The following is a 22,245-nucleotide window of genomic DNA, read 5'->3' as shown; positions in this document are numbered from 1 at the left end:
AAAATCTGTATAATCCTATGGTGATTGTGTATTTTGATACATCCCTGTTAGAATACGAATCCGAACCCGGCATACCACCCTACTTTCTTCGTCTGGTTGGACCAATTCAATTGTATCTCCACTGGTCCCAGAAAACTCTTGTACATATAGCCGATGCCTACCCCTGCCATATCAACCGATTCGGAAGAGTCAAGAATCTGATGAAACTTCCCGGAGTTTCGCCCATAACTGCCCATCACTGATATATACTGGTTTTTCAAGATACGCTGTCTGAGGTTCAGCCCTGCAACCAGCAATGCGGCTTGTGACAGTTCCGCACGGTTGATGCCCGTAAACGGTATCTGCTGTGGCATATAGCGCCCCGGTATGGTCCCCCCCACCATATTGATGATGGCAAAAGGATAATTATCGCTTCCGGACAATACGCGTCCATAAAACGAAGGAGTGACAGTGAGCTTACTCGACGGAGAGAAACATCCCTGCCAACGGGCATCGAAAACAGAAATAGGATTGTTGTCTTTATACTGGAAGAGGTTATCCGTATAGAGATGGTAGGATACCGCCCACGACATGCCTTTTGTAGGGGCGCTCCTCTCATTCAAGTTGTTGAACACAAGTCCGGCAAAGTAACTGAATAAGGACGAATTCTCAAACAGTGCCGAAGCCAACGGGTCGAGCGACAGCAAATCATGATAGTGGTAGTAATCAAAGTCAATGCCCAAACTGACCTGGATATTGTTCCAGTCCTTCGCCGCCCCCATACGGACCAGCTGATGTGTAAAAGTCAAATCCAGCGTCAGTTTGCCTTCATTATAAATATTCATATCTTTATAGTCGAACTGATAGGCAAGTCCTGCCTGCCATCCACCGTCCCACTGATAACTATATCCGAGTCGTGCCAGTGTACGCTTGCCCAGACGGGCGGTGAGGCTGGCCAGCGACTCCCGCTGCCGGCCGAAATAGAAGTCCGTATTTGCCTGCAACGCCGCCAGTTCTTCCGTATCAAAACGAAAACCGACATTCAGCTTGTTCTCCCGTACAGCAGGGGCGGCTATTTGGGAATCAACGGGAATCTCCCTATCAACAGCCGCGCCGGGCAAGCGGAAAGGTCCCGGGCGGCGAGGCTGATAATCTTCTGCAAGTCCCAGCTTCCGTTTCAGGGCAAGCAGTCCGTCCCAACTGTCCATGGCAGCACGCTCTCCCCGCACCATCAAAGTGTCGATGGCCTCTTTGGTGAAACTTGCAGCCGAATAGCCGGTGACATCCACCTTTATCAACACGTCGGTATTACGCAGATTCTCACGGTATTTCTTCTCTCCTTGCAGATTAATGATTTGCCCGAAGATGTCTTTCACCGATTTCAGCTCGGAAGCCTTAAGCAGCGGACTCTGCACATCCACCCCGATAATGTAGTCGGCCCCCATGGCAAGCGCCACATCTACCGGATAGTTATTCACCATTCCACCGTCCACCAACACCATTCCATCCAGGTCTACCGGAGCAAACACACCGGGAATGGACATGCTGGAACGCATGGAAGTGGCCAGTATTCCCTCATGGAACACTACTTCGCTGCCATTCACCAGATTTTCCGACACGCAGGCAAACGGAATAGGAAGACGGCTAAAATCCACAGAATCCTGGTAACCTTCTGTCAATGTGGAGAACAAACGTGCCAGGTTCTTCCCTTTTATGATACCCGCATCCGAAACAGCGGCAGATTTCAAAGAAAACGGAATGGAGAGTACATAGCGCTCCGACTTCAACCGGTCATCCAGCAACACATCCTTAGGATTGGGGGCATCCGAGAGCAAGAATTTCCAGTTCTGGGCATTCACCATACTGTCCAATTGCTGCGGGGTATATCCGATAGAATACAAACCGCCCACAATGGCCCCCATACTAGTGCCCACCACATAATCTATAGGGATACCCGCTTCTTCAATTACTTTCAGAGCACCGATATGCGCCGTCCCTTTGGCGCCACCCCCACTGAGTACGACAGCCACTTTCGGACGCCCGGACGCCCAAAGGACCATCGGCAAAAACAACAAACAAGCCCATAGTCTATACTTCATCTCCATCATTTACTTAATACGTATTGGTAATTTATTCCACTCTGAATCAAACAACCCGCTCCGACAAATAGTTCACTATCAGTCGAAGCGGGTCGCAAAAAACGTTCAAGCAATTTATGGAGGATTATCTATAACCCATTTCCAATCAATAAGGTATCATATCCTTCAAGATACCTTCCTTATACCAAGGATCATCAATCTCTTTCAACACTTTGCCCATCTCTGCGCAAAGGTCTTTTACGACTTCTTGGTTTTCTTCCAAAGAAAGGTTATTCATCTGATACGGGTCCTTTTCATCGTCAAACAACAAACTTTTGACCAGCTTATGGTTTTCGCGGTCAATGTAGAGCGCCAGCGTGTAGCGCGCCGATTTAAAGCCGCGCGACGAAGGGAAGTAGGAACGGACCATACCTTCCGCATCCTTCTCACCGTCCAGGTTCTGGATGTAGAGAGCGCCGGTGGGACGTACAATATCCGCCTTTTCATCGAAGAAAAGCGGTGCATAGTTGCGTCCCTGCACCTCGGCCGGAATGGAGTCGGCAAGACCGGCAAGACCCAACAAGGTAGGCATGATGTCCGGCGAGGAAAGCATCAAGTCGTCCACGCGGGGCTTAATCTTATCGGGAAAACGCACCAGGAAAGGAACGTTCATGGACTCGGAGTACGGGGAATTCTTCGGGTCTTCCGTATGCTGGCTGCACATGGTCTCTCCATGGTCGGAGGCAAACACGACAATGGTATTCTTGTCCAGTCCGAGTTCCTTCAAGGCATCGAGTATCTGACCGAAAGCACGGTCGACACCCGTCACAGAAGCAAAGTAGTAGCGTGCACTCTCTGCCTTGAGCATCTTGGAGTCGGCATTCGGACGGACGAGCAAGCTGTCCAGAGGCTGGTTTTTATAGAGATTGAAATCTTCCTCCATACAGTCGTCCAAAGAACGGTACGGACTATGGGGAGGATTCATGCCTACCATAATGAAGAAAGGTTTCTTCGGGTCGCGTACATTCCCCTCGTTCTTCAGATAAGACACCACCTTGCCCGATTCGTGTAACGGTGACCACTCGCGCGGGTCGTGGCGACGGCCTTCCGTATCCCAGTAATGCGGATTCTTGTGTTCGTCAAAGGTACCGTAAGAATACCAGTAATTGAACCCATGACGACGTTCTTTCGGCGTATAGGCATCCCATGCAGGTACACGGTCTTCCACATACTGTCCGGGACGTTCGGGGTCGTTGGGGGTAGGAAAGTCGGCATGCAGTTTGCCAAAGTAGGCACAGTCATATCCGGCATTGCAGAAAACATCACTCACACACACAGCATCCTCACGCAAGGAGCTGATGGGACGGCTCGAATTGCAATTCAATGGAATACCACTCTTATTAGGATACATTCCCGTCAACAGAGAACCACGGTGGGGACTGCTCAACGGGCAGTTGCTCATGGCAGATGTCAATACCACCGACTCCCGGGCAAAATCATTCAAGCGTGGGGTATGCACCGGGTCATTCCGAAAGTTCACTTTCTCGCGAAAACCTTCCTGGCCCCAGAACTCCATCGCCTGGTTACGGTATTGGTCGGGAAAAACGTAAATGACATTCGGCTGGACGGATTGTTCCGCCTGCGGGGCTTTACAGCCCTGCAAGGCGAACAAACCTAAACCACCTAACAAAATATTTAATTGAGTTTTCATTTTTCCAAGTCTCTTTTACGCATCAATCCTTCCAGGAAGTAATAGTCGGCATAATTCAGCGGTACATCAATCTCCGCACCGTGAGGAATACTGCCCACAGAGTGCATCAGGATGAAGTTGCCGTTGGTACCCACCTTGGCACGGTAGGAAGGAGAAGCGAGGCTTTCCATAATCCGGTCGGCGGTTTCCTTGTATCCCTTATCCGGCAGATAAGTACTCAGCTCGTAAAGGGCGGACGCCGTGCAGGCAGCTGCCGAAGCATCGCGAGGTTCATTCGGGATATTGGGAGCATCGAAATCCCAGTAGGGAACCAAGTCTTCCGGAAGATTCTTGTTGTTGAAGATAAAGTTGTAGACCTTTTCAGCCTGTTCCAGGTATTTGGCATCGTGTGTATAGCGATAGCACATGGTATAGCCGTACAAGGCCCACGCTTGTCCACGTGCCCAAGCAGACTCGTCGGCATAGCCTTGTGCAGTCTGTCTCTTACGGACTTCACCGGTTTCGGGGTCATAATCCACCACATGATAGCAGCTGTTGTCCTCACGGAAATGGTTAGCCATAGTCGTATCGGCGTGCTTCCGGGCTATGTTATAGAAAGTGGAGTCGCCGGACAGCTTGGAAGCTTCGAACAGCAGTTCGAGGTTCATCATATTATCAATGATAACGGGACATTTCCAGCCACGTTCAGCCTGCCACCCCTTGTCTGCATCCCATGACTGAAGTACGCCTGCTGCAGGGCGGAAACGGGTAGACAATGATTTGGCTGTCTGTATGATGACCGGCTTGTACTCCTCCTTACCCGCAAAACGGTATCCGTTCAGGTAGCTGCTGCCAATCATAAAGCCCACATCATGGTGCCAGGTAAGGTATTGTACCGAATCCAAATCCTCGGTATACTTCTCTGCCAGCGGCAGCCACTTCTGGTCACCGGTCAACTCGTACATATGCCAGATATTACCGGGGAAGAAGCCGGAACACCAATCGTCGATAGGTACATAGACAATGTTCCCATCCTTATCAATGGTACGGGGATTAAGGATTTTACCGGATTTTTCGATAATGTCTGTCTGAATTGTCTCCTGAGCCACAGCATTATCAATGTTTTCTTGGATAAAGTTGCTTTCAGCCTGCTTTTGCCCTGCGCAACCTGCCAATACAAGGAGGGAGATTCCCAATGTAGTGAGGACTGTTTTCATAATAAGGGATTTATTTATTAAGAGTTTATGATTTTTCCTGCTGCAAAAGTAGAGCAAGTGTACAGATTTGACCCGCCTAAATAATTCAATTAATGGCTAAAATCGTTACTTTTGCGTCCGGAAGCACATATTTTCCACCCATTAATCATTAATCACTAAACATTAATCATTACTCCCCATGACCGCACAAGAGTTTTTTAAGAACGACCGCTTCGCCACGAATGCAGGTGTAGAACTGATAGAAATAAAGGAAGGATACAGCAAGGCACGCCTGGTTATCACGGCAGAGCATCTCAATGCGGGAGGCCGTACGCAAGGGGGTGCCATCTTCACCCTTGCCGACCTGGCACTGGCAGCAGCAGCCAACTCCCACGGAACATTGGCCTTCTCTCTTTCGTCCAATATCACCTTCCTGCGCAGCAGCGGACCGGGCGATGTACTGTATGCCGAAGCACGCGAACGCTACATCGGCCGCACCACCGGATATTACCAGATCGACGTCACCAACCAGGAGGGAAAACTGATTGCCACTTTCGAATCCAGTGTATTTAGAAAAGGGGATAACATCACTTTTTCCTTACCACAGACGTCATCGGATAGCGGTTGCCCCGGACACTCTTGAAGAATGCCTTGGCCGAACCGAAATTCAAATACATGTCCAAGCGAATGGGAAGGTGGTTCTTATCATCGGATACGAAGAAGGTGATGACCTCCTTCTCCTTACCTTTCTTGTACTCTACGAAAGAGAATACCAAGCAGCGGTAAACGGTGTCGTTATTCGCCTTGACCTCCTCCTTGCCGCGGTAAATCAACGTCTGCTCTTCCACCCTGCGTCCTGTGGCCATGGGAAAGAGTATCTTCTGCCCTACCTTGTAGTCTTTAGGGTCATAAGAGCGCGCCTGCGCCAAAATGCTCAACATATCGAAGATACAGCGACTATCACTGTATTCCATCTCCTGAGCCTCACGCACGGGATTGTGCCAGGTGCGTCTCTGCTTTACATTCGCCAGTCCGTCCGAGTAGGAGAACCAAGCCTCGTCCACCGTATGGCGGCTTCCCTCCTCCGCCGCTTTACGGAAGTAGAGCGGCTCCAACCTATCGCTGACATAACAAGTCAACGTATCACGCATCTTGAAGAAAAAATCGGTCTTTTTACTGCCTACACAAAGCAAGTTAAAGCGAAATGCAGGCTCGGAATGGTAAGTCGTGGCATTGGTAGTGAGGCTTGCCAGACCCACCTTCTTCCAAATGAACTTCCAATTGAAATATAAATCGTACATGACATGCTCGCCCGACTGGAAAGCTTCATTCTTTGCAGTACATTGGGCCTGAACAGACTGGGAGGTTCCCAAACAGACCGCTCCCACCATTAATAGAATGAACAATTGCTTCCGCCTAATAGCTATGGCCTCTACCACTGTTGCGGCTGCTATTGCCACTGCGGTTATTTTTGTTCCTGTTTTGCTTTTTCTTGTCTTCATCTGGTTTTTGTTTTTTTAGTTCGTCCGGCTTCTGCCTATCCAGGGACTTGGCCTTAATATCCCATTCCTGGGTCAAATCAAAGTTCGCTTTAAGCTCCAGAACCATCGGATAATAGTAAACCATTTCAGGCTGGCGCTTCTCGGCATAGTTTCCCGTATCCCAGACGCCATTCCCATTCGTATCATTTATCAGCCGCGCTCCATATTTGCCCGGATTGAGGAAATAGAAATCGGCTTTCCCATCCACCACCGGCACCGTGCGCAGCACTTTGTCCTGACCGTCCAGTAGTTCCACAAAAGCCAGAGAGTCCGCTCCATGCACATTAAAGAATATCTGCCCGTACTCTTCCAGCTTCTTGGCCTTGAAGTCCTTCTTTATCTTGTCGGAGAACAACCCGTACAATCCGCGTATGGCAGCAGAATCCACTTCAAATGTATAGCTTTCGCCGGGTGCCCATTCGGCAAACAGATTATAACGCTTCAAGTCCAAAGAGTCGCGCATAAAGTCGAACGGGATATCCTGCCACAACGAGTCCACTTTCAGTTTCAGATGGAAAGCGGTGGTATCTATGCTTGCCACCGGCTCCGTAAACGACAGAGTAAGATAATCATATACATCGATTGCAGAAGGGGCATACACATCTACAGCCAGGAATTCCGTCGGCTCGGGCTCTTCCACCTCACCTTCCTTCAACTTCTTCTTTTTCTTCTCACGCTCTTTCTGTTCCTTTTCCTTCGCTTCCTGCTTCTGCTTCTGCTGCTTGTCGTATGTCAACTTCGCCAGCACATTCAAAGTATCGGTACGGGGTACCAATCGTTTCAGGCTATCCGTATACAAATAGGTGATACTCATTTTCAGGGAATCCTGCTTATAGAGCAGAGAATCCTTTATCCAATAATGAATCGTATCGTTCCGGCCGGTAGGCTGTTCTATAACAAACGCATCTTCCTCATTAAAGTTCAATCCTTTCAATAAAGGCAACGTGTCTGCCGGAGCAGTGAAATAGAGCGAAAACTTCTCCGGAGTCAACCGTTCGGCCTTCAAAAAACGTTGCGAGAAGGAAAGCTCCTTGAAAGCACGCAGCAGAACATCATCCGGAAGGTAGTGGGTATATTGACGTTCTACAATCGTATCTACTGTCAGCGAGTCTATCCAGGTCGTATCCTGGCGCATGCGCTCTTCCATGGAAGGAATGATGATAGAGTCATTAAAAGCTATCACTTCCGTCGGCTGGGAATAGGCAAAATTCTGGTCGGCATCCTGCAAGGCATAAATGCGATACTTGCCGGGAGCCACTCCACGGATAGAGAAGCGTCCGCGACTGTCCGTACGCCCCACCCGCTCAAAAGGAAGTTTGGTAAAAGCGGAGTCGGCCAGATTGGCATGCAGACCGACCAGCATTCCTTTCACCGGTTCAAGATTGGCCGCATTCAGTACTGTACCGGCCACAGCCATAGAGTCGAGACGGTCGCCCGTAGAGAAAGAATAGAAGAAATTCTCCAAGGGATTCCCCTCATTATTATCCTGGATGGCATCACCAAAATCGAATGTATAAGTAGTATTGGGTTTCAATGTATCCTGCAGAGTGATGACCACCTTCTTCCCATTAGACTTAATTTCGGGCTGCTGCACCTGCGGAGGGGATATTACAATCTTCTCATTCGGCTTGTCAAGCTTGATAAATTCATCGAACTCAATGGAAAGTTTATTTTTATTGTGATGGAGTGCGCCGGGCGTGGGAGTACCGGAAATAAAACGCGGAGGAGTCTCATCATAAGGTCCTCCTTCAATACGGCCCACACTGGCACAAGAATACAGTGCGGCAGCTATGGCAACACCCCCCAACAACCTGCGGAAAAGCGGCTTCATTTTAGTATGGCGTTTACGTTCTAACATGCTGCAAAAATAAAGGTTATCTGCCAATTAGCGGTATGCTTTACAGTATTTTAATCAAAAAATGTCCTTTCGTTCTCATCTATGTATGAAACATAGTTAAAAAAGGAAGTGTTTCACACCTTATATACTAAGAAAAGAATATTTTTGCAGACGAAAACTGAATAGGAGTATTCAGTTTTCTTTTTCCTACCTTATTTCTAAATCATGAATTACACACAAAAACGCCTTTCAAGAATCGAAAAAAAGAAGAATATAAAATTATACAGAGAACAAAAAAGAGTATGAAGAGTAGATTAGTATTATTGGCATGTTGCCTGGCACTGCTCAGCAGTTGCGGACAAGGCGACAAAGGAACGGGTAAAGCTCCCGAATTTGCAGTGATTGAGGCAAAGACCACCACTGCCAACTTGACAAACAGCTACCCTGCTACTATCAAGGGGAAACAAGATGTAGAAATCCGCCCGATGGTGAGTGGGTTCATCACAAAATTGCACGTGGATGAAGGCGCCACAGTGCGCAAAGGACAAGTGTTGTTCAGCATCGACCCCGTACAGTATCAGGCAGCCGTAAATTCGGCCAAAGCTGCTGTTGAAACAGCCAAAGCTGCCGTAAACACACAAGAACTGACTGTAAACAACAAACGTGAACTGAACAAGAAAAACATCATCAGTGACTACGATTTGCAAATGGCCGAAAACCAGCTGGCACAGACAAAGGCACAACTAGCACAAGCCAATGCCCAATTGGTCAATGCCAAGAACAATTTGTCATACACCAGTGTAACCAGCCCCAGTGACGGTGTAGTAGGTAGCATTCCCTACCGCGTAGGTAGCTTGGTTAGTCCTTCCGTAGCCAGCCCGCTGACTACCGTTGCCGACATCTCCGAAATGTACGCCTACTTCTCCATGACCGAACGCCAACTCTTGTCACAGATTCGTGAAGGCGGTAGCACCAAGGAAATTCTGGAAAAGATGCCGAATGTACAGTTGCAGCTCATCGACGGAACCATGTATGCCGACAGTGGCCGCGTGGAGACAATCAGCGGAGTCATTGACCAGACTACCGGTTCGGTAACCATGCGTGCCCTCTTCCCCAACAAGCACAACGTGCTGCGTAGTGGAAGCACCGGCAATGTGGTATTCCCCAACCCGCTGCATGATGTCATCATGATTCCACAGTCTGCCACTACCGAAATCCAGGACAAGCAGTTCGTATTCGTACTGCAACCGGACAACACGCTGAAAAATACCGAAGTTAAAGTGTTCAGCTTAGACGACGGCAAGTATTATTACGTGACGGAAGGTTTGAAAGCAGGCGAAAAAATCGTTATCGAAGGGGTACAGAACCTGAAGGACGGACAGTCCATCACGCCCATCACGCCTGCTGAAAAGGAAGCCGAATACCAGAAGGCCCTAAAAGACCAGAAAGAAGGCAATATTCAGACTGCGTTTCAATGAAAGAATGAAAAATAAAAAAATTCTTCAATTTTTAATTCCTTAATTGTTCATGAAATGAAATTAGATAGATTTATTAACCGTCCGGTACTATCAACGGTAATTTCCATCCTGATAGTAATCTTAGGAGTTATTGGTCTGGCTACCTTGCCTATCACCCAATACCCGGACATTGCACCTCCCACCGTATCGGTAAGTGCGACTTACCAAGGTGCCAATGCCCAAACGGTGCTTAACTCCGTTATCGCTCCGCTGGAGGACCAGATTAACGGTGTGGAAAATATGATGTATATGAGTTCGAGCGCCACCAACAGCGGTTCGGGCGACATTTCCATCTACTTCAAGCAAGGTACCGACCCCGATATGGCAGCGGTGAACGTACAGAACCGCGTTTCCATGGCGCAAGGCTTGCTGCCTGCCGAAGTTACCAAAATCGGTGTAACCACCCGTAAACGCCAGACTTCCATGTTGATGGTATTCTCCATCTATGATGAAAAAGACCAGTACAACATCGAGTTCCTGGAAAACTACGCCAACATCAACCTTATCCCTGAGGTGAAACGTGTCAACGGTGTGGGCGATGCCATGGTATTGGGACAAGACTACTCCATGCGTATCTGGCTGAAACCTGATGTAATGGCCCAATACAAACTTATCCCCAACGATGTGGTTGCCGCCTTGAGCGAACAGAACATCGAAGCGGCTCCCGGCCAGTTGGGTGAGCGCGGTAACCAAACCTACCAGTATACCCTGCGCTACAAAGGACGTCTGCAACAGACTACGGAGTTCGAGAACATTGTCATCAAGGCCTTGGAGAACGGTGAAATACTCCGTCTGAAGGATGTAGCAAATGTGGAACTGGGCCGTCTGTCATACGGATTCAACAATATGGTAAACGGACATAAAGCCGTGAGTTGTATCATTTTCCAGATGGCAGGCAGTAATGCCACGCAGACCATCTCGGATATCGAGGCCCTACTGGACGACTATTCCAGCAAACTGCCCGCCGGCTTGAAGATAAACATTGCACAGAGTGCCAACGACTTCCTCTTCGCTTCCATACATGAGGTAATCAAGACATTGATCGAGGCCTTTATCCTGGTGTTCATCGTAGTGTATATCTTCCTGCAGGATATGCGCTCCACGTTGATTCCCGCCATCGCCATTCCCGTGGCGTTGATTGCCACCTTCTTCGTATTGAAACTGATTGGCTTCAGTATCAACTTGCTGACCCTTTCGGCCATGGTGCTTGCCATTGCGATTGTGGTCGATGATGCCATCGTCGTCGTCGAGGGCGTCCATGCCAAGCTGGACCAGGGCTACAAATCGGCCCGTACAGCTTCCATCGACGCCATGAGTGAACTGGGTGGTGCCATCGTCTCCATTACGTTGGTGATGATGTCCGTATTCGTTCCCGTGAGCTTCATGGGAGGTACGGCAGGTACTTTCTACCGTCAGTTCGGTTTGACCATGGCGATTGCCATCGGTTTCTCGGCTCTGAACGCCCTGACCCTGAGTCCTGCGCTGTGTGCCATCTTCCTGAAACCTCACAACGGCGGACACGAAAGTCTGAAAGAGCGTGTAGGCGTTGCCGCCAAGGAAGCCCGCAAGATTATGATTGCACGTTATGCCGACTCTATAGGCCGGTTGATGCGTCCCGGCATTACACTGCTCTTCGTGACGGTAGCTATCCTGGGCATGATTTTCGGTCTGTTCAGCTTCAGCGAACACCCCATTCTGTGTAGCTTGATGATTATCATCAGTGTGCTGGCGTTGGCAGGTATGACTACCGACAAGTTCAAACAATCCTTCAATGACTCATACAACGGTATCTTGGGCAAGTATAAGAAACAAGTGCTGTTCTTCATCCAGAAACGCTGGATATCGGCAGGACTGGTTATCGGCTCTATTGTACTGTTGGGCGTATTCATGCAGATAACCCCGACCGGTATGGTGCCCAACGAAGACACCGGTACCATCATGGGCGCTGTGACACTGCCTCCGGGCACTTCACAAGAACGCGCACAAGAGATTTTGAACCGTGTGGACAGCTTGGTTGCTGCAGACCCTGCCGTACAGTCACGTACCGTTATCTCAGGTTATAGCTTCTTGGGCGGTCAAGGCCCCTCCTACGGTTCACTCATCATCAAGCTGAAGAACTGGGAAGAACGTTCCACGATGCAGAACTCCACGATTGTGTACGCCACTTTGTACATGCGTGCCCAAAAGATTATCAAGGAAGCGCAGGTATTGTTCTTCGCGCCGCCTATGATTCCGGGTTACTCGGCTTCAAGCGACATCGAGTTGAACATGCAGGACAAGACGGGTGGTGATTTGAACCACTTCTTCGACGTGGTGAACAACTATACTGCTGCCCTGGAAGCGCGTCCGGAAATCAACTCCGCCAAGACATCCTTCAACCCTCACTTCCCGCAATACCAGCTGGACATTGACGCTGCCGCTTGTAAGAAAGCAGGCATCAGCCCCAATGACATCTTGACTACCTTGCAGGGATATTACGGTGGTTTGTATGCTTCCAACTTCAACAGCTTCGGTAAGATGTACCGCGTAATGGTACAAGCCGAACCTGATGCTACCAAGAATATGGAAACACTGCAAAGCATCAAGGTGCGCAACGGCAACGAGATGGCACCTATCACGCAGTTCATCTCCATCAAGAAAGTATATGGTCCTGACGTCATCAGCCGTTTCAACCTCTACACCTCCATGAAGGTGATGGTGGCTCCCGCATCAGGCTACACTTCCGGTCAGGCTCTGCAAGCCATTGCCGAAGTGGCGCAGGAAAACCTGCCTGCCGGTTTCGGTTATGAGTTGGGAGGTATGGCGCGTGAAGAGGCCGAAACGAGTGGCAGCACTACGGGACTCATCTTCATATTGTGCTTCGTATTCGTTTATCTGTTGCTGAGTGCCCAGTACGAAAGCTACATCCTGCCTTTATCCGTATTGCTGTCCGTGCCGTTCGGTCTGCTGGGTAGCTTCCTCTTTGTAGGCGGTATAGGCGCATTGGGCAGCATCCCGGCACTGAAAATGATTCTGGGTACGATGTCCAATGACATCTATATGCAGATTGCCCTCATCATGTTGATGGGTCTGTTGGCCAAGAACGCCATCTTGATTGTAGAGTTTGCCCTCGAACGCCGCAGAATGGGTATGAGTATCACCTGGGCAGCCGTATTGGGTGCCGCAGCCCGTCTGCGTCCTATCTTGATGACGTCGTTGGCAATGATTGTCGGTCTGCTCCCGCTGATGTTTGCTTCCGGTGCGGGTGCCAACGGTAACCGTACGCTGGGTACGTCTGCCATCGGCGGTATGTTAATCGGTATGATTCTGCAAATCTTCATAGTGCCCGCACTGTTCGTGGCATTCCAGTACCTGCAGGAGAAATTCAAGCCGATGGAATGGGAAGATGTGGACAACTCGGATGCAGAACCGGAGATTGAACAATATACAAAATAGTGATTAACGATTAGCGATTATGAAGAAAATAATATGCCTGATGTGCGCAACTGCTTTATTGAGCAGTTGCCACATCTACAAATCATACGACAGACCCGAAGACATAACAACTGCCGGACTGTATCGCGACACGGCGTCCGTGAACGATACATTAGCCGCAGATACGGCCAACTTCGGTAATCTGCCTTGGAGAGAAGTGTTCACAGACCCGCAGCTGCAGACACTTATCGAGCAAGCACTCACCAACAACGGTGACCTGCGTAGTGCCGCCTTGAACGTGAAACAAGCACAAGCCGCACTGATGTCTGCCCGTCTTGCCTATGCTCCGACGCTTGCCTTGTCTCCGCAAGGAACCGTCAGCAGCTGGGACAAGGGAAAGGCTACACAAATCTACTCCCTGCCCGTCACCGCAAGCTGGCAAGTCGACCTCTTCGGTCAACTGCTGAACCCGAAGCGACAAGCAAAGGTTAGCTTGAAGCAGACGCAATTCTACGAACAAGCCGTTCAGACGCAAGTCATCGCCGGCGTAGCCAACATGTACTACACCCTGCTGATGCTGGACCGCCAACTGCAAATCACCGAAGGCACCGTCGAGATTCTGAAAAAGAACCTGGAGACCGTGCAAGCCATGAAAGATGCAGGCATCTACGGAACCACTTCTGCTGCCGTAGAGCAGAGCCGCACTGCCTACGCTCAAGTCATGGCATCACTGCCCGACATACGCCAGAGCATACGCGAAACCGAAAACGCCCTCTGCCTGATGTTGCACCAACCGGCACAGAGCATCGCACGCGGTGTGCTGGAAGAGCAACAGCTGCCTACGGAATTTTCAGTAGGTATCCCCTTGCAGTTGCTATCCAACCGTCCGGACGTGAAAGCTGCCGAGATGTCACTGGCTGCCAGCTACTATAATACCAACAGCGCCCGTGCCGCTTTCTACCCGCAGATTACATTGAGCGGTTCGGGAGGCTGGACCAATAACTCCGGTGCAGGTATCGTCAACCCGGGTAAACTGCTGGCTTCCGCCATCGGTTCGCTGACGCAACCCTTGTTCTATCGCGGTGCCAACATTGCCCGTCTGAAACAAGCCAAGGCACAAGAGGAGCAGGCTAAGATTCAGTTCCAAACCGCCCTGCTAAATGCCGGAAATGAAGTGAGCAACGCCCTGCACCTGTATCAAATGGAGAAGGACAAAGCCGTTTCACGCACTATTCAAGTAAATTCTGCCCGCCAAGCTGCCTCAGATACAAAAGAATTGTTTAACTTAGGCACGTCGACCTATCTGGAAGTCTTGTCTGCCGAGCAGTCTTACCTCAGCGCACAGCTTGCAGAAGTATCCGACACCTTCAGCAGCATGCAGGCAGTCATCAGTCTGTATCAAGCGCTTGGAGGAGGAAGAGAATAAAATGAGCGATAAGTGATTAGTGATTAGCGATTAATGAAATAGTAAATCCTAATCACTAACCATTTATCACTAATCATTAATCATTAATCGCTAATTACTATGATAAGTCCGTTAGCTTATGTAGATTCTGCCGCAAAAATCGGCAAGAATGTAACCATCCAGCCCTTTGCTTTTATCGAAGGGAACGTGGAAATCGGTGATGACTGTATTATTATGTCGGGTGCAAAAATTCTGCACGGTACCCGCATGGGAAAAGGGAACAAGGTGCATCACAATGCCGTTCTGGGTGCCGAACCGCAAGACTTCCATTATACGGGAGAGAACAGCATGCTGATTATCGGTGATAATAACGACATCCGCGAGAACGTGGTTGTCAGCCGTGCTACCCATGCAGGAAGCGCCACCCGCATCGGCAATGAAAACTACCTGATGGATGGTGTACACCTCTGCCACGACGTGCAGATAGGCAACCATTGTGTACTGGGTATCAAGACTACCGTAGCCGGAGAATGTCAGATAGACGACTGCACCATTCTGAGCAGCAACGTCATTCTGCACCAATACTGCCACATTGGAAGTTGGGTACTGATTCAAGCTGGCTGCCGCATATCAAAGGATGTGCCGCCCTATATCATCATGAACGGTAATCCGGCAGAATACCACGGTATCAACGCTGCTGTGCTTCAACACAAACACCAGGTGAGCGAACGTGTATTGCGCCATATCGTAAATGCCTACCGTCTGGTATACCAGGGAAACTTCAGCGTGCAGGATGCCTTGCAGAAGATTGAAGACCAAGTACCGATGAGTGACGAGATACACAATATCATCAACTTCATCAAGAATTCCAAAGGAATCGTGAAGTAAACACCCTTCTTCGGGCACGAATCACGCAGACAATACGGATGGATAAATTCTTTTCCGTAAGTCTGCGTAGTTCGTGCCTTTTTCTATATTCCTCTACAATAGTTCCTGCATTGTCTTTTACTATTTTTTGATGTATATTCATTCCAGGCAGTATGCTAAGTAAAACAAACTGTTTCCTTTAACTAAACATTTTGTTTCCTTATAGAAAACACTTTGTTTCCCTTAACAAAACAGTTCGTTCCATTATATGAAAACAAAGTGTTTTTCTATACTGAAACAAAGTGTTCTCTAATGCTGGAACAAACTGTTCAGTGTTGTGAACTAACGGATTAAGTATATAAAGGGTATTTATTATACTGTTTCTGTAGACAATGGTCTGTCTTGTCCTATAAAAGACGGGGAAAGAAGCAGGAAGCAACCGGGTACGCTCGGAAGGGTGAGGGTAAAATTTGCCCTCACCCTTTTTATTTGCTCTCACTCACCCTTGAAAGGGCGATGAATAGGGAGTTTCAGAAAAGCGGTGATAGTGGTGAGGGCAGGTTGAGTAATTTTTTGTTCTACTACTACTCGAAATGCAGTGCGCCGAAGAACTCCGGACAATGGAAGTTCGGCTTCTCCAGCCCTATCGGATTCCAGGAAAGGAAATGGGGAGTCTGAAGCTTGTCGCCGCATTTATAGAAGTTGGCACGGATTGTCTTGCCGTCCAGCGACGTGATGTCATGCAGGAAGAAAGCGGAATAAGGGATGATCAGGGCCACTTCCCAGGCACACTCACCTACCCTTTCGTCGAAAGCCTTACGTCCCAAAGAAGCCCAACGCTGTACTTTATCGAGCACCTCTTGCGGGGCATGCTGGCGGTTTCCACGTCCGGCACCCGCACCGATAAGCAGCGTTCCGGCACAATTACACTCCATATTGTAGTACACTCCGTCACCGGCAGGCACAGAGAAGAACTCTACACAAGCATCTTCCCAGACCGGACCGTTATCGTGTCCTGCCACTGCGCGTACACTCGCTTCCCTTACCTTGAAATGCAGCAGAATGGCATCTTCCGTATGCGCTATGCGGAACTCCACATCGGGAGCATAAGGAAAAGCAGCCCAATTCACTGTGTTTACGGGCTGAAACGCCACCTTCTCTTCATCCATAAGAGCCGGAACCGACTCTACCGGTATATTGGCCACACTTACTTTCTTTACATTCAATTCTTTCATTTTACTATTTTGGGGATTAATTGCAGACAGCGGCAGGACGCAAAGGAGTGCCGCCATCATCATCAGATACTTTTTCAGATACATGAGTCAATGAACTTTTTCATCTCCGGTGTATGTTCCTCCACACTCTGCAACAGTTTGAACTGAGCCTTGGTACGCACAAGATTGTGCTCCGGATACTGGATTTTATAATAAGTATCACCGTTGATATAATCTGCCAGGAAGCGTACGCACTGCATGTATGGGAACAAGGCAGCCGCATAAGGCAGATTCTCAATCTCTATCGGCAACAGGAAGGACTTGCCCGATTCCAGATAGCCCTTGGTAAATGCCCGGAATATTTCCATATTGAAGTTCACATTATCCGGATTCTTGTCGTCTTCCAACCCCGTGTTGGCACCTGAGCGAAGGAAATCGCCATAATCGGAGAAGATGAAGCTGGGCATCACCGTATCCAGGTCGATGACACAAAGCACCGTACCGTCTTCGTCGAACATCATATTGTTCACTTTCGTATCACAGTGGCATACCCGTTTGGGCAGTTTGCCTTCACGGAACAAGCGTTCTGCCTTGCACATTTCATCAGCGCGTTTTTCTATCTCATCCAGAAAATACCGCACCTCCTGCACACGTCCCGCCGCATCGGCAGCCACAGCATCACGGAGTTGCTTCAGGCGGAACTCCATGTTGTGGAAATCGGGAATTGTCTCGCCCAATGTATCTGGAATGTCGGCAAGCATAGCCTGGAAATTACCGAAGGCAGTTCCCGCATAATAGGAATATTCGGGGTTCACCGTCTCGTAAGTCTTGGCACGGGGAATAAAAGTCATGATACGCCAGTAGTTCTCACCGTCATACCAATAGGTTTTCCCTTCGGCCGTGGGGATGAAATGAAGCACTTTACGCTCGACATCGGCCTCTCCTTTCTCTTCCAGCTTCTTACGGATATGCCCGGTCACAGCCTCGATATTAGACTGTAACATCTCTACATTCTGGAAAATGGCATGATTGATACGTTGCAGAACATAGTCCGGCGCATCGGCCTCAACGGTGGTCACTTTGTACGTATCGTTAATCAGGCCTGAGCCTAAAGGCTTGATTTCACGAACCGTACCCTGCATTTGAAAATGAGATACAATAGATAAAAGGTCTTTCATGATAATAAATGAATTAATTTGTTTACAAAGATACGCCGATTGCCATCTATCAAAAGACAAGTATCGTTCGGCGCGCTTCCAAAATTATACATTTATCCAAACATAACCGCAAAAACTGCCTAATAAATAAGAAGTCTTGTACAAAATATACCTATATTTGTAACTGAAACCTTAAAAACTACCCGAAAAGTGCGAACGTTTATCATCCGGCTACTTCTTGTCTCAGTAAGCATGATTGCTGCAACCCTGCAGGCGCAGAACATCACCTTCAACCATCTGACAACCGACGACGGTCTGTCACAATTCTCCGTGAACAGCCTTTACATCGATGAAAACGGTGTTTTATGGATTGGAACCCGAGAAGGCTTGAACCGTTATGACGGAGAAGACATACAAACTTACAAGCTGCAGAAGAACGACCCTTACAGCCTTTTCTGCAACACCGTGCTGCGCATGGCCGGCAACCGTAACGGAAAAATCTACCTGCTCTGTACGGAAGGAGTAGCCGAGTTCAATCTCGCCACCCAAAGATTCACCACCCTGCTGCAAGGAAATGTACACAGCATATATTACAAAGAGGCCCTTTTCATCGGAAAACAGAATGAAATCTACCGCTATAACGAGCAGACCGGGAACTTTGACCTCTATTACCAGCTTCCCGGAAAAAGTCTGGAAATCTGCTGTATGCATCTGGACAATGGACAAATGTGGATTGGAACGACCACCAACGGAGCATACCGCCTGCAACTGGACAAGAACGAGCTGACCCACCCCATCCTGAAAGGCAACATCACCAGCATATACCAAGACAGCGAAGGCGAGTTATGGATTGGCAGCTGGGAAGAAGGGCTGCACCATGTAAAGACCGACGGAACCATCGAAATCTTTGAATACGACGCAAAGAACCCTTACAGCATCTCTTCCAACTTCGTGCGAGCCTGCTGTGAAGACAATCTGGGAAACATCTGGATTGGGACATTCAACGGATTGAACCGGTATGACAAAAGTACGGGACTCTTCCAGAACCACACTGCCAGTGATGCCCAGAGCGACGGACTGACACACTCTTCCATCTGGTGCATCGTAAAGGACAACCAAGGAACGCTGTGGCTGGGGACCTACTTTGGCGGCGTCAACTACTTCAACCCCGAGTACGAGATATACAGCCGCTATATGTATTCGCCCATCGAAAAGAAGGGGCTGAGCAATCCGGTTGTAGGCCGCACCATCGAAGACAAGGACGGCAATCTGTGGATTGGCACCGAAGGGGGCGGACTGAACTATTACAACCGCCGTACCCGTGAGTTCAAATGGTTCCGCCCGGAAATCGGTCCCAACAGTATTTCCCATAACAACATCAAGGCTCTCTACTATGATGCCTCCAAAGACATCATCTGGATAGGAACCCATCTGGGCGGACTGAACAGACTGGACATACGCTCGGGGCGATTCACACACTACCGCATGGAAGCAGGTAATCCGGAGACCTTGCCTTCCGATATCATCCGCGATATCGCGCCTTACCAAGACCACCTGGTGATAGCCACCCAAAACGGAATCTGCCTCTTCGACCCTGCCAACGGGAAATGCCAACAACTGTTCCAGGACAGCAAAGAAGGCAAAAAAATCAAGATGGTGGCAGATGTCACTTTCGACAGCAACGGTACGCTCTGGATTGCAGCCACGGGCGAAGGTGTGTTCAGCTACCGTTTCGATACCGGCAAACTGACCAACTACCGCCATGATACTGCCGACCCACACAGCATCAGCAACAACAATGTAAACAACATTACCCAAGATAGCAAAGGCAATCTGTGGTTCGCCACTTCGGGCAGCGGACTAGACTTATACCGCCCTGCCAGCAACGACTTCGAGAACTTTGACCAAGCGAAGAACGGCCTTTCCAGCGACTGTATCTATGAGACGGAGGAATCCCCCACCAGCGGCAAACTGCTGCTCATCACCAACGAAGGCTTCTCCATCTTCGACTACCGGCAAAAGGCATTCCTGAACTACAGTGCCGAAAACGGTTTCCCAATGACTGCCGTCAATGAGAATGCCCTTTGCGTGACCCGTGACGGAGAAATATTCCTGGGAGGCACGCAGGGAATGATTTCTTTCCACGAAATGGAGTTGAACTTCACACCAAAACCCTACAAAATCATCCTCTCCCGCCTCATTGTGAACGGAACGGAAATACAAGTGGGAGATGAGACCGGTATCCTGCAGCAAGCCTTGTACTGCACCCCCGAGATTACGCTCAACGCTGACCAGTCCATGTTCAGCATAGAGTTCGCCACTTCAAACTATGTAGCCGCCAACAAAGACGACATCATCTATAAGCTGGAAGGCTTCTCCAACGACTGGAACAGTGCCCGTGGACTGCACAACATCACCTATACCAATCTAAACGCCGGAACCTATAACTTGATTATAAAGCCCAACGGAAAAGACGAGAGCCTTTGTCCGCAAGTCCACCTGACCATACACGTGTTGCCTCCCTACTACAAGACTCCCCTTGCCTATCTTATCTACCTGATAGTGACGGGAATCCTGCTCTGGTATCTGGTGCGTACCTACAAGTCCAGAATCAAGTTGCGGGAATCACTGAAGTACGAACAGAAGCACATCCGTGACGTAGAGGCCCTGAACCAGTCAAAGCTACGTTTCTTCACCAACATTTCCCATGAATTCCGCACCCCGCTGACACTCATCGTGGCCCAAGTGGAAACGCTGATGCAACTCCAGAACTTCACGCCTGCCATATATAACAAGGTACTGGGCATCTACAAGAACAGCATACAGCTACGGGAACTCATCACCGAGCTGCTCGACTTCCGCAAGCAGGAACAAGGGCACATGAAGATAAAGGTAAGTCCACACAACATCGTGAACTTCCTATACGAAAACTATCTGCTTTTCCTGGAATATGCCAGCGCCAAACAAATCAGCCTCTACTTCGAGAAGGAAACAGACAGCCTCGAAGTATGGTATGACCAAAAACAGATGCAGAAAGTGATAAACAACCTGCTGTCCAACGCCGTCAAGCATACCAAGGCGGAAGACAGCATCACCCTCAGCATCAAGACCGAAGGCAGCAATGCCGTCATCCGCGTGACCGATACCGGCAGCGGCATAGATGCCCGGGAAGTGGACAAGATATTCGACCGCTTCTACCAGATAGACCAAATGGACTCTACAGATGCAAGCAAGACGGGTACGGGTATCGGCCTGGCATTGACGAAGGGTATCGTGGAGCTCCATCACGGCACCATCCGTGTGGAAAGCGAACTGGGCAAAGGTAGCAGCTTCATCGTAAACCTGCAATTGGGGAACGCACAGTTTGACGAAGAGCAAATAAACAAGAATGCAGACAGTGTGCAACAAATAGAAATTCCCAAACCGGAAAACGATGCCCTGCTCAAGGCGGAGCTGGAAGAGAGTGCTCCCATCAAACGACTCCCGGATGCAAAAATCCTGATAGTGGAAGACAACGACTCCATCCGCGACATGCTGGCAGGTATCTTCAAGCCCTTCTACGAAGTGCTGACTGCGGCCGACGGAGCGGAAGGACTCGCACTGGTGCGCAGCGAAATGCCCAATATCGTAGTCAGCGATGTAGTAATGCCCAACATGTCGGGAACAGAACTGTGCAAACAGATAAAAAGTGACTTCAACACCTGCCATATCCCCGTGGTGCTGCTCACTGCACGGACTGCCATCGAACAGAACATCGAGGGACTGCGCATCGGTGCGGACGATTACATCACCAAACCGTTCAACACCAATCTGCTGATTTCGCGCTGCAACAATCTGGTAAACTCGCGTATTCTTCTGCAGGAGAAGTTCAGCAAGCAACCACAGGCTTTCGCACAGATGCTTGCCACCAATCCCATAGACAAGGAGATTCTGGACCGCGCCATGACAGTCATTGAGAAACATCTGGACGATACGGAATTCAACGTCAACGTCTTTGCACGTGAAATGGCAATGGCACGCACCAATCTGTTCACCAAGCTGAAGGCTATCACCGGGCAAACTCCGAACGACTTTATCCTGACTATCCGCCTGAAGAAGGGTGCCCTGATGCTGCGCAACAATCCGGAACTGAATATCACCGAAATTTCGGACCGGATAGGTTTCAGTTCTTCACGCTATTTCTCCAAATGCTTCAAGGACATTTACCACGTCAGCCCGCTGGCCTACCGCAAAGGAGAGAATGGAGGAGAGGAAAGTACGGAAGACAGTGAAGAGACATCTTAATATTGTACATCAAGCCATCGCATGATACGGTTTGTACTTTTTCTCCCTTCCCTTGTACTTCCTTAT

13 protein-coding genes are annotated in these 22,245 nt (G+C 49.2%); 6 read left to right on the top strand and 7 right to left on the bottom strand.

Annotation, left to right across the window (positions count from 1 at the left end; translation table 11 throughout):
• Positions 1-47: 47 nt before the first annotated feature.
• The 3 genes from DXD65_RS10085 to DXD65_RS10075 form a co-directional block, all read right to left on the bottom strand.
• Positions 48-2,078, bottom strand: coding sequence for a patatin-like phospholipase family protein (locus DXD65_RS10085; RefSeq protein ID WP_061412285.1), 2,031 nt, complete (start codon positions 2,076-2,078; stop codon positions 48-50).
• 145 nt (positions 2,079-2,223) lie between these two features.
• On the bottom strand, positions 2,224-3,768 hold the full coding sequence (locus DXD65_RS10080; RefSeq protein WP_016272089.1) for a sulfatase: 1,545 nt from the start codon (positions 3,766-3,768) through the stop codon (positions 2,224-2,226).
• Positions 3,765-4,964 (bottom strand): glycoside hydrolase family 88 protein, encoded by a 1,200-nt coding sequence (locus tag DXD65_RS10075; protein ID WP_005826007.1) that lies wholly within the window; start codon positions 4,962-4,964, stop codon positions 3,765-3,767. The genes DXD65_RS10080 and DXD65_RS10075 overlap by 4 nt, the downstream gene beginning before the upstream one ends.
• 178 nt (positions 4,965-5,142) lie before the next feature.
• Between DXD65_RS10075 and DXD65_RS10070 the strand changes: the two genes are divergently transcribed.
• On the top strand, positions 5,143-5,586 hold the full coding sequence (locus DXD65_RS10070; protein ID WP_005826009.1) for a PaaI family thioesterase: 444 nt from the start codon (positions 5,143-5,145) through the stop codon (positions 5,584-5,586).
• On the opposite strand, the gene DXD65_RS10065 is transcribed toward DXD65_RS10070, so the two are convergent.
• Together DXD65_RS10065 and DXD65_RS10060 are read right to left on the bottom strand one after the other, a co-directional pair.
• Positions 5,531-6,445: a DUF3108 domain-containing protein gene (locus DXD65_RS10065; protein ID WP_080545834.1), complete on the bottom strand. Its 915-nt coding sequence runs from the start codon at positions 6,443-6,445 to the stop codon at positions 5,531-5,533. The genes DXD65_RS10070 and DXD65_RS10065 overlap by 56 nt on opposite strands.
• A complete protein-coding gene (locus tag DXD65_RS10060) occupies positions 6,360-8,315 on the bottom strand; it encodes an Ig-like domain-containing domain (RefSeq protein ID WP_005833829.1) in 1,956 nt (651 codons plus the stop codon). The genes DXD65_RS10065 and DXD65_RS10060 overlap by 86 nt, the downstream gene beginning before the upstream one ends.
• A 308-nt stretch (positions 8,316-8,623) precedes the next feature.
• On the opposite strand from DXD65_RS10060, the gene DXD65_RS10055 reads away from it, so the two are divergent.
• The 4 genes from DXD65_RS10055 to lpxA all read left to right on the top strand — a co-directional run bounded on the left by DXD65_RS10055 (position 8,624) and on the right by lpxA (position 15,545).
• A complete protein-coding gene (locus DXD65_RS10055; RefSeq protein WP_005833830.1) occupies positions 8,624-9,799 on the top strand; it encodes an efflux RND transporter periplasmic adaptor subunit in 1,176 nt (391 codons plus the stop codon).
• Between the two features lie 54 nt (positions 9,800-9,853).
• Positions 9,854-13,273, top strand: coding sequence for an efflux RND transporter permease subunit (locus DXD65_RS10050; protein WP_005826019.1), 3,420 nt, complete (start codon positions 9,854-9,856; stop codon positions 13,271-13,273).
• A 19-nt stretch (positions 13,274-13,292) separates the two neighbouring features.
• On the top strand, positions 13,293-14,678 hold the full coding sequence (locus DXD65_RS10045) for a TolC family protein (protein WP_022401867.1): 1,386 nt from the start codon (positions 13,293-13,295) through the stop codon (positions 14,676-14,678).
• A 99-nt stretch (positions 14,679-14,777) separates the two neighbouring features.
• Complete coding sequence (gene lpxA, locus DXD65_RS10040) at positions 14,778-15,545, top strand: acyl-ACP--UDP-N-acetylglucosamine O-acyltransferase (RefSeq protein WP_009037409.1); 768 nt, start codon at positions 14,778-14,780, stop codon at positions 15,543-15,545.
• Positions 15,546-16,108: 563 nt separating this feature from the next.
• On the opposite strand, the gene DXD65_RS10025 is transcribed toward lpxA, so the two are convergent.
• Positions 16,109-16,843 carry a carbohydrate-binding family 9-like protein gene (locus DXD65_RS10025; protein WP_057281884.1) on the bottom strand — a complete coding sequence of 245 codons (735 nt, stop codon included), beginning with the start codon at positions 16,841-16,843 and terminating at the stop codon, positions 16,109-16,111.
• Positions 16,834-17,916, bottom strand: a complete 1,083-nt coding sequence (locus tag DXD65_RS10020; RefSeq protein ID WP_008662096.1) for a phosphotransferase enzyme family protein — start codon at positions 17,914-17,916, stop codon at positions 16,834-16,836. Before DXD65_RS10020 ends, DXD65_RS10025 begins: the two co-directional genes overlap by 10 nt.
• A gap of 189 nt (positions 17,917-18,105) precedes the next feature.
• Between DXD65_RS10020 and DXD65_RS10015 the strand changes: the two genes are divergently transcribed.
• Positions 18,106-22,179 (top strand): hybrid sensor histidine kinase/response regulator transcription factor, encoded by a 4,074-nt coding sequence (locus DXD65_RS10015; protein WP_117720806.1) that lies wholly within the window; start codon positions 18,106-18,108, stop codon positions 22,177-22,179.
• The last annotated feature ends 66 nt before the right edge of the window (positions 22,180-22,245 follow it).

It is taken from the genome of Bacteroides sp. 4_1_36 (assembly GCF_003466325.1).
GTDB classification, from domain to species: Bacteria; Bacteroidota; Bacteroidia; order Bacteroidales; family Bacteroidaceae; genus Bacteroides; species Bacteroides uniformis.
The sequence above is the reverse complement of the archived record's forward strand: the minus strand, read 5'-3'. Positions and strand labels throughout refer to the sequence as shown.

Coding starts and splice junctions, on each gene's coding strand:
- DXD65_RS10085 (WP_061412285.1), bottom strand. CDS start 2,078: ATGAAGTATAGACTATGGGCTTGTTTGTTGTTTTTGCCGATGGTCCTT.
- DXD65_RS10080 (WP_016272089.1), bottom strand. CDS start 3,768: ATGAAAACTCAATTAAATATTTTGTTAGGTGGTTTAGGTTTGTTCGCC.
- DXD65_RS10075 (WP_005826007.1), bottom strand. CDS start 4,964: ATGAAAACAGTCCTCACTACATTGGGAATCTCCCTCCTTGTATTGGCA.
- DXD65_RS10070 (WP_005826009.1), top strand. CDS start 5,143: ATGACCGCACAAGAGTTTTTTAAGAACGACCGCTTCGCCACGAATGCA.
- DXD65_RS10065 (WP_080545834.1), bottom strand. CDS start 6,445: ATGAAGACAAGAAAAAGCAAAACAGGAACAAAAATAACCGCAGTGGCA.
- DXD65_RS10060 (WP_005833829.1), bottom strand. CDS start 8,315: ATGAAGCCGCTTTTCCGCAGGTTGTTGGGGGGTGTTGCCATAGCTGCC.
- DXD65_RS10055 (WP_005833830.1), top strand. CDS start 8,624: ATGAAGAGTAGATTAGTATTATTGGCATGTTGCCTGGCACTGCTCAGC.
- DXD65_RS10050 (WP_005826019.1), top strand. CDS start 9,854: ATGAAATTAGATAGATTTATTAACCGTCCGGTACTATCAACGGTAATT.
- DXD65_RS10045 (WP_022401867.1), top strand. CDS start 13,293: ATGAAGAAAATAATATGCCTGATGTGCGCAACTGCTTTATTGAGCAGT.
- lpxA (WP_009037409.1), top strand. CDS start 14,778: ATGATAAGTCCGTTAGCTTATGTAGATTCTGCCGCAAAAATCGGCAAG.
- DXD65_RS10025 (WP_057281884.1), bottom strand. CDS start 16,843: ATGTATCTGAAAAAGTATCTGATGATGATGGCGGCACTCCTTTGCGTC.
- DXD65_RS10020 (WP_008662096.1), bottom strand. CDS start 17,916: ATGAAAGACCTTTTATCTATTGTATCTCATTTTCAAATGCAGGGTACG.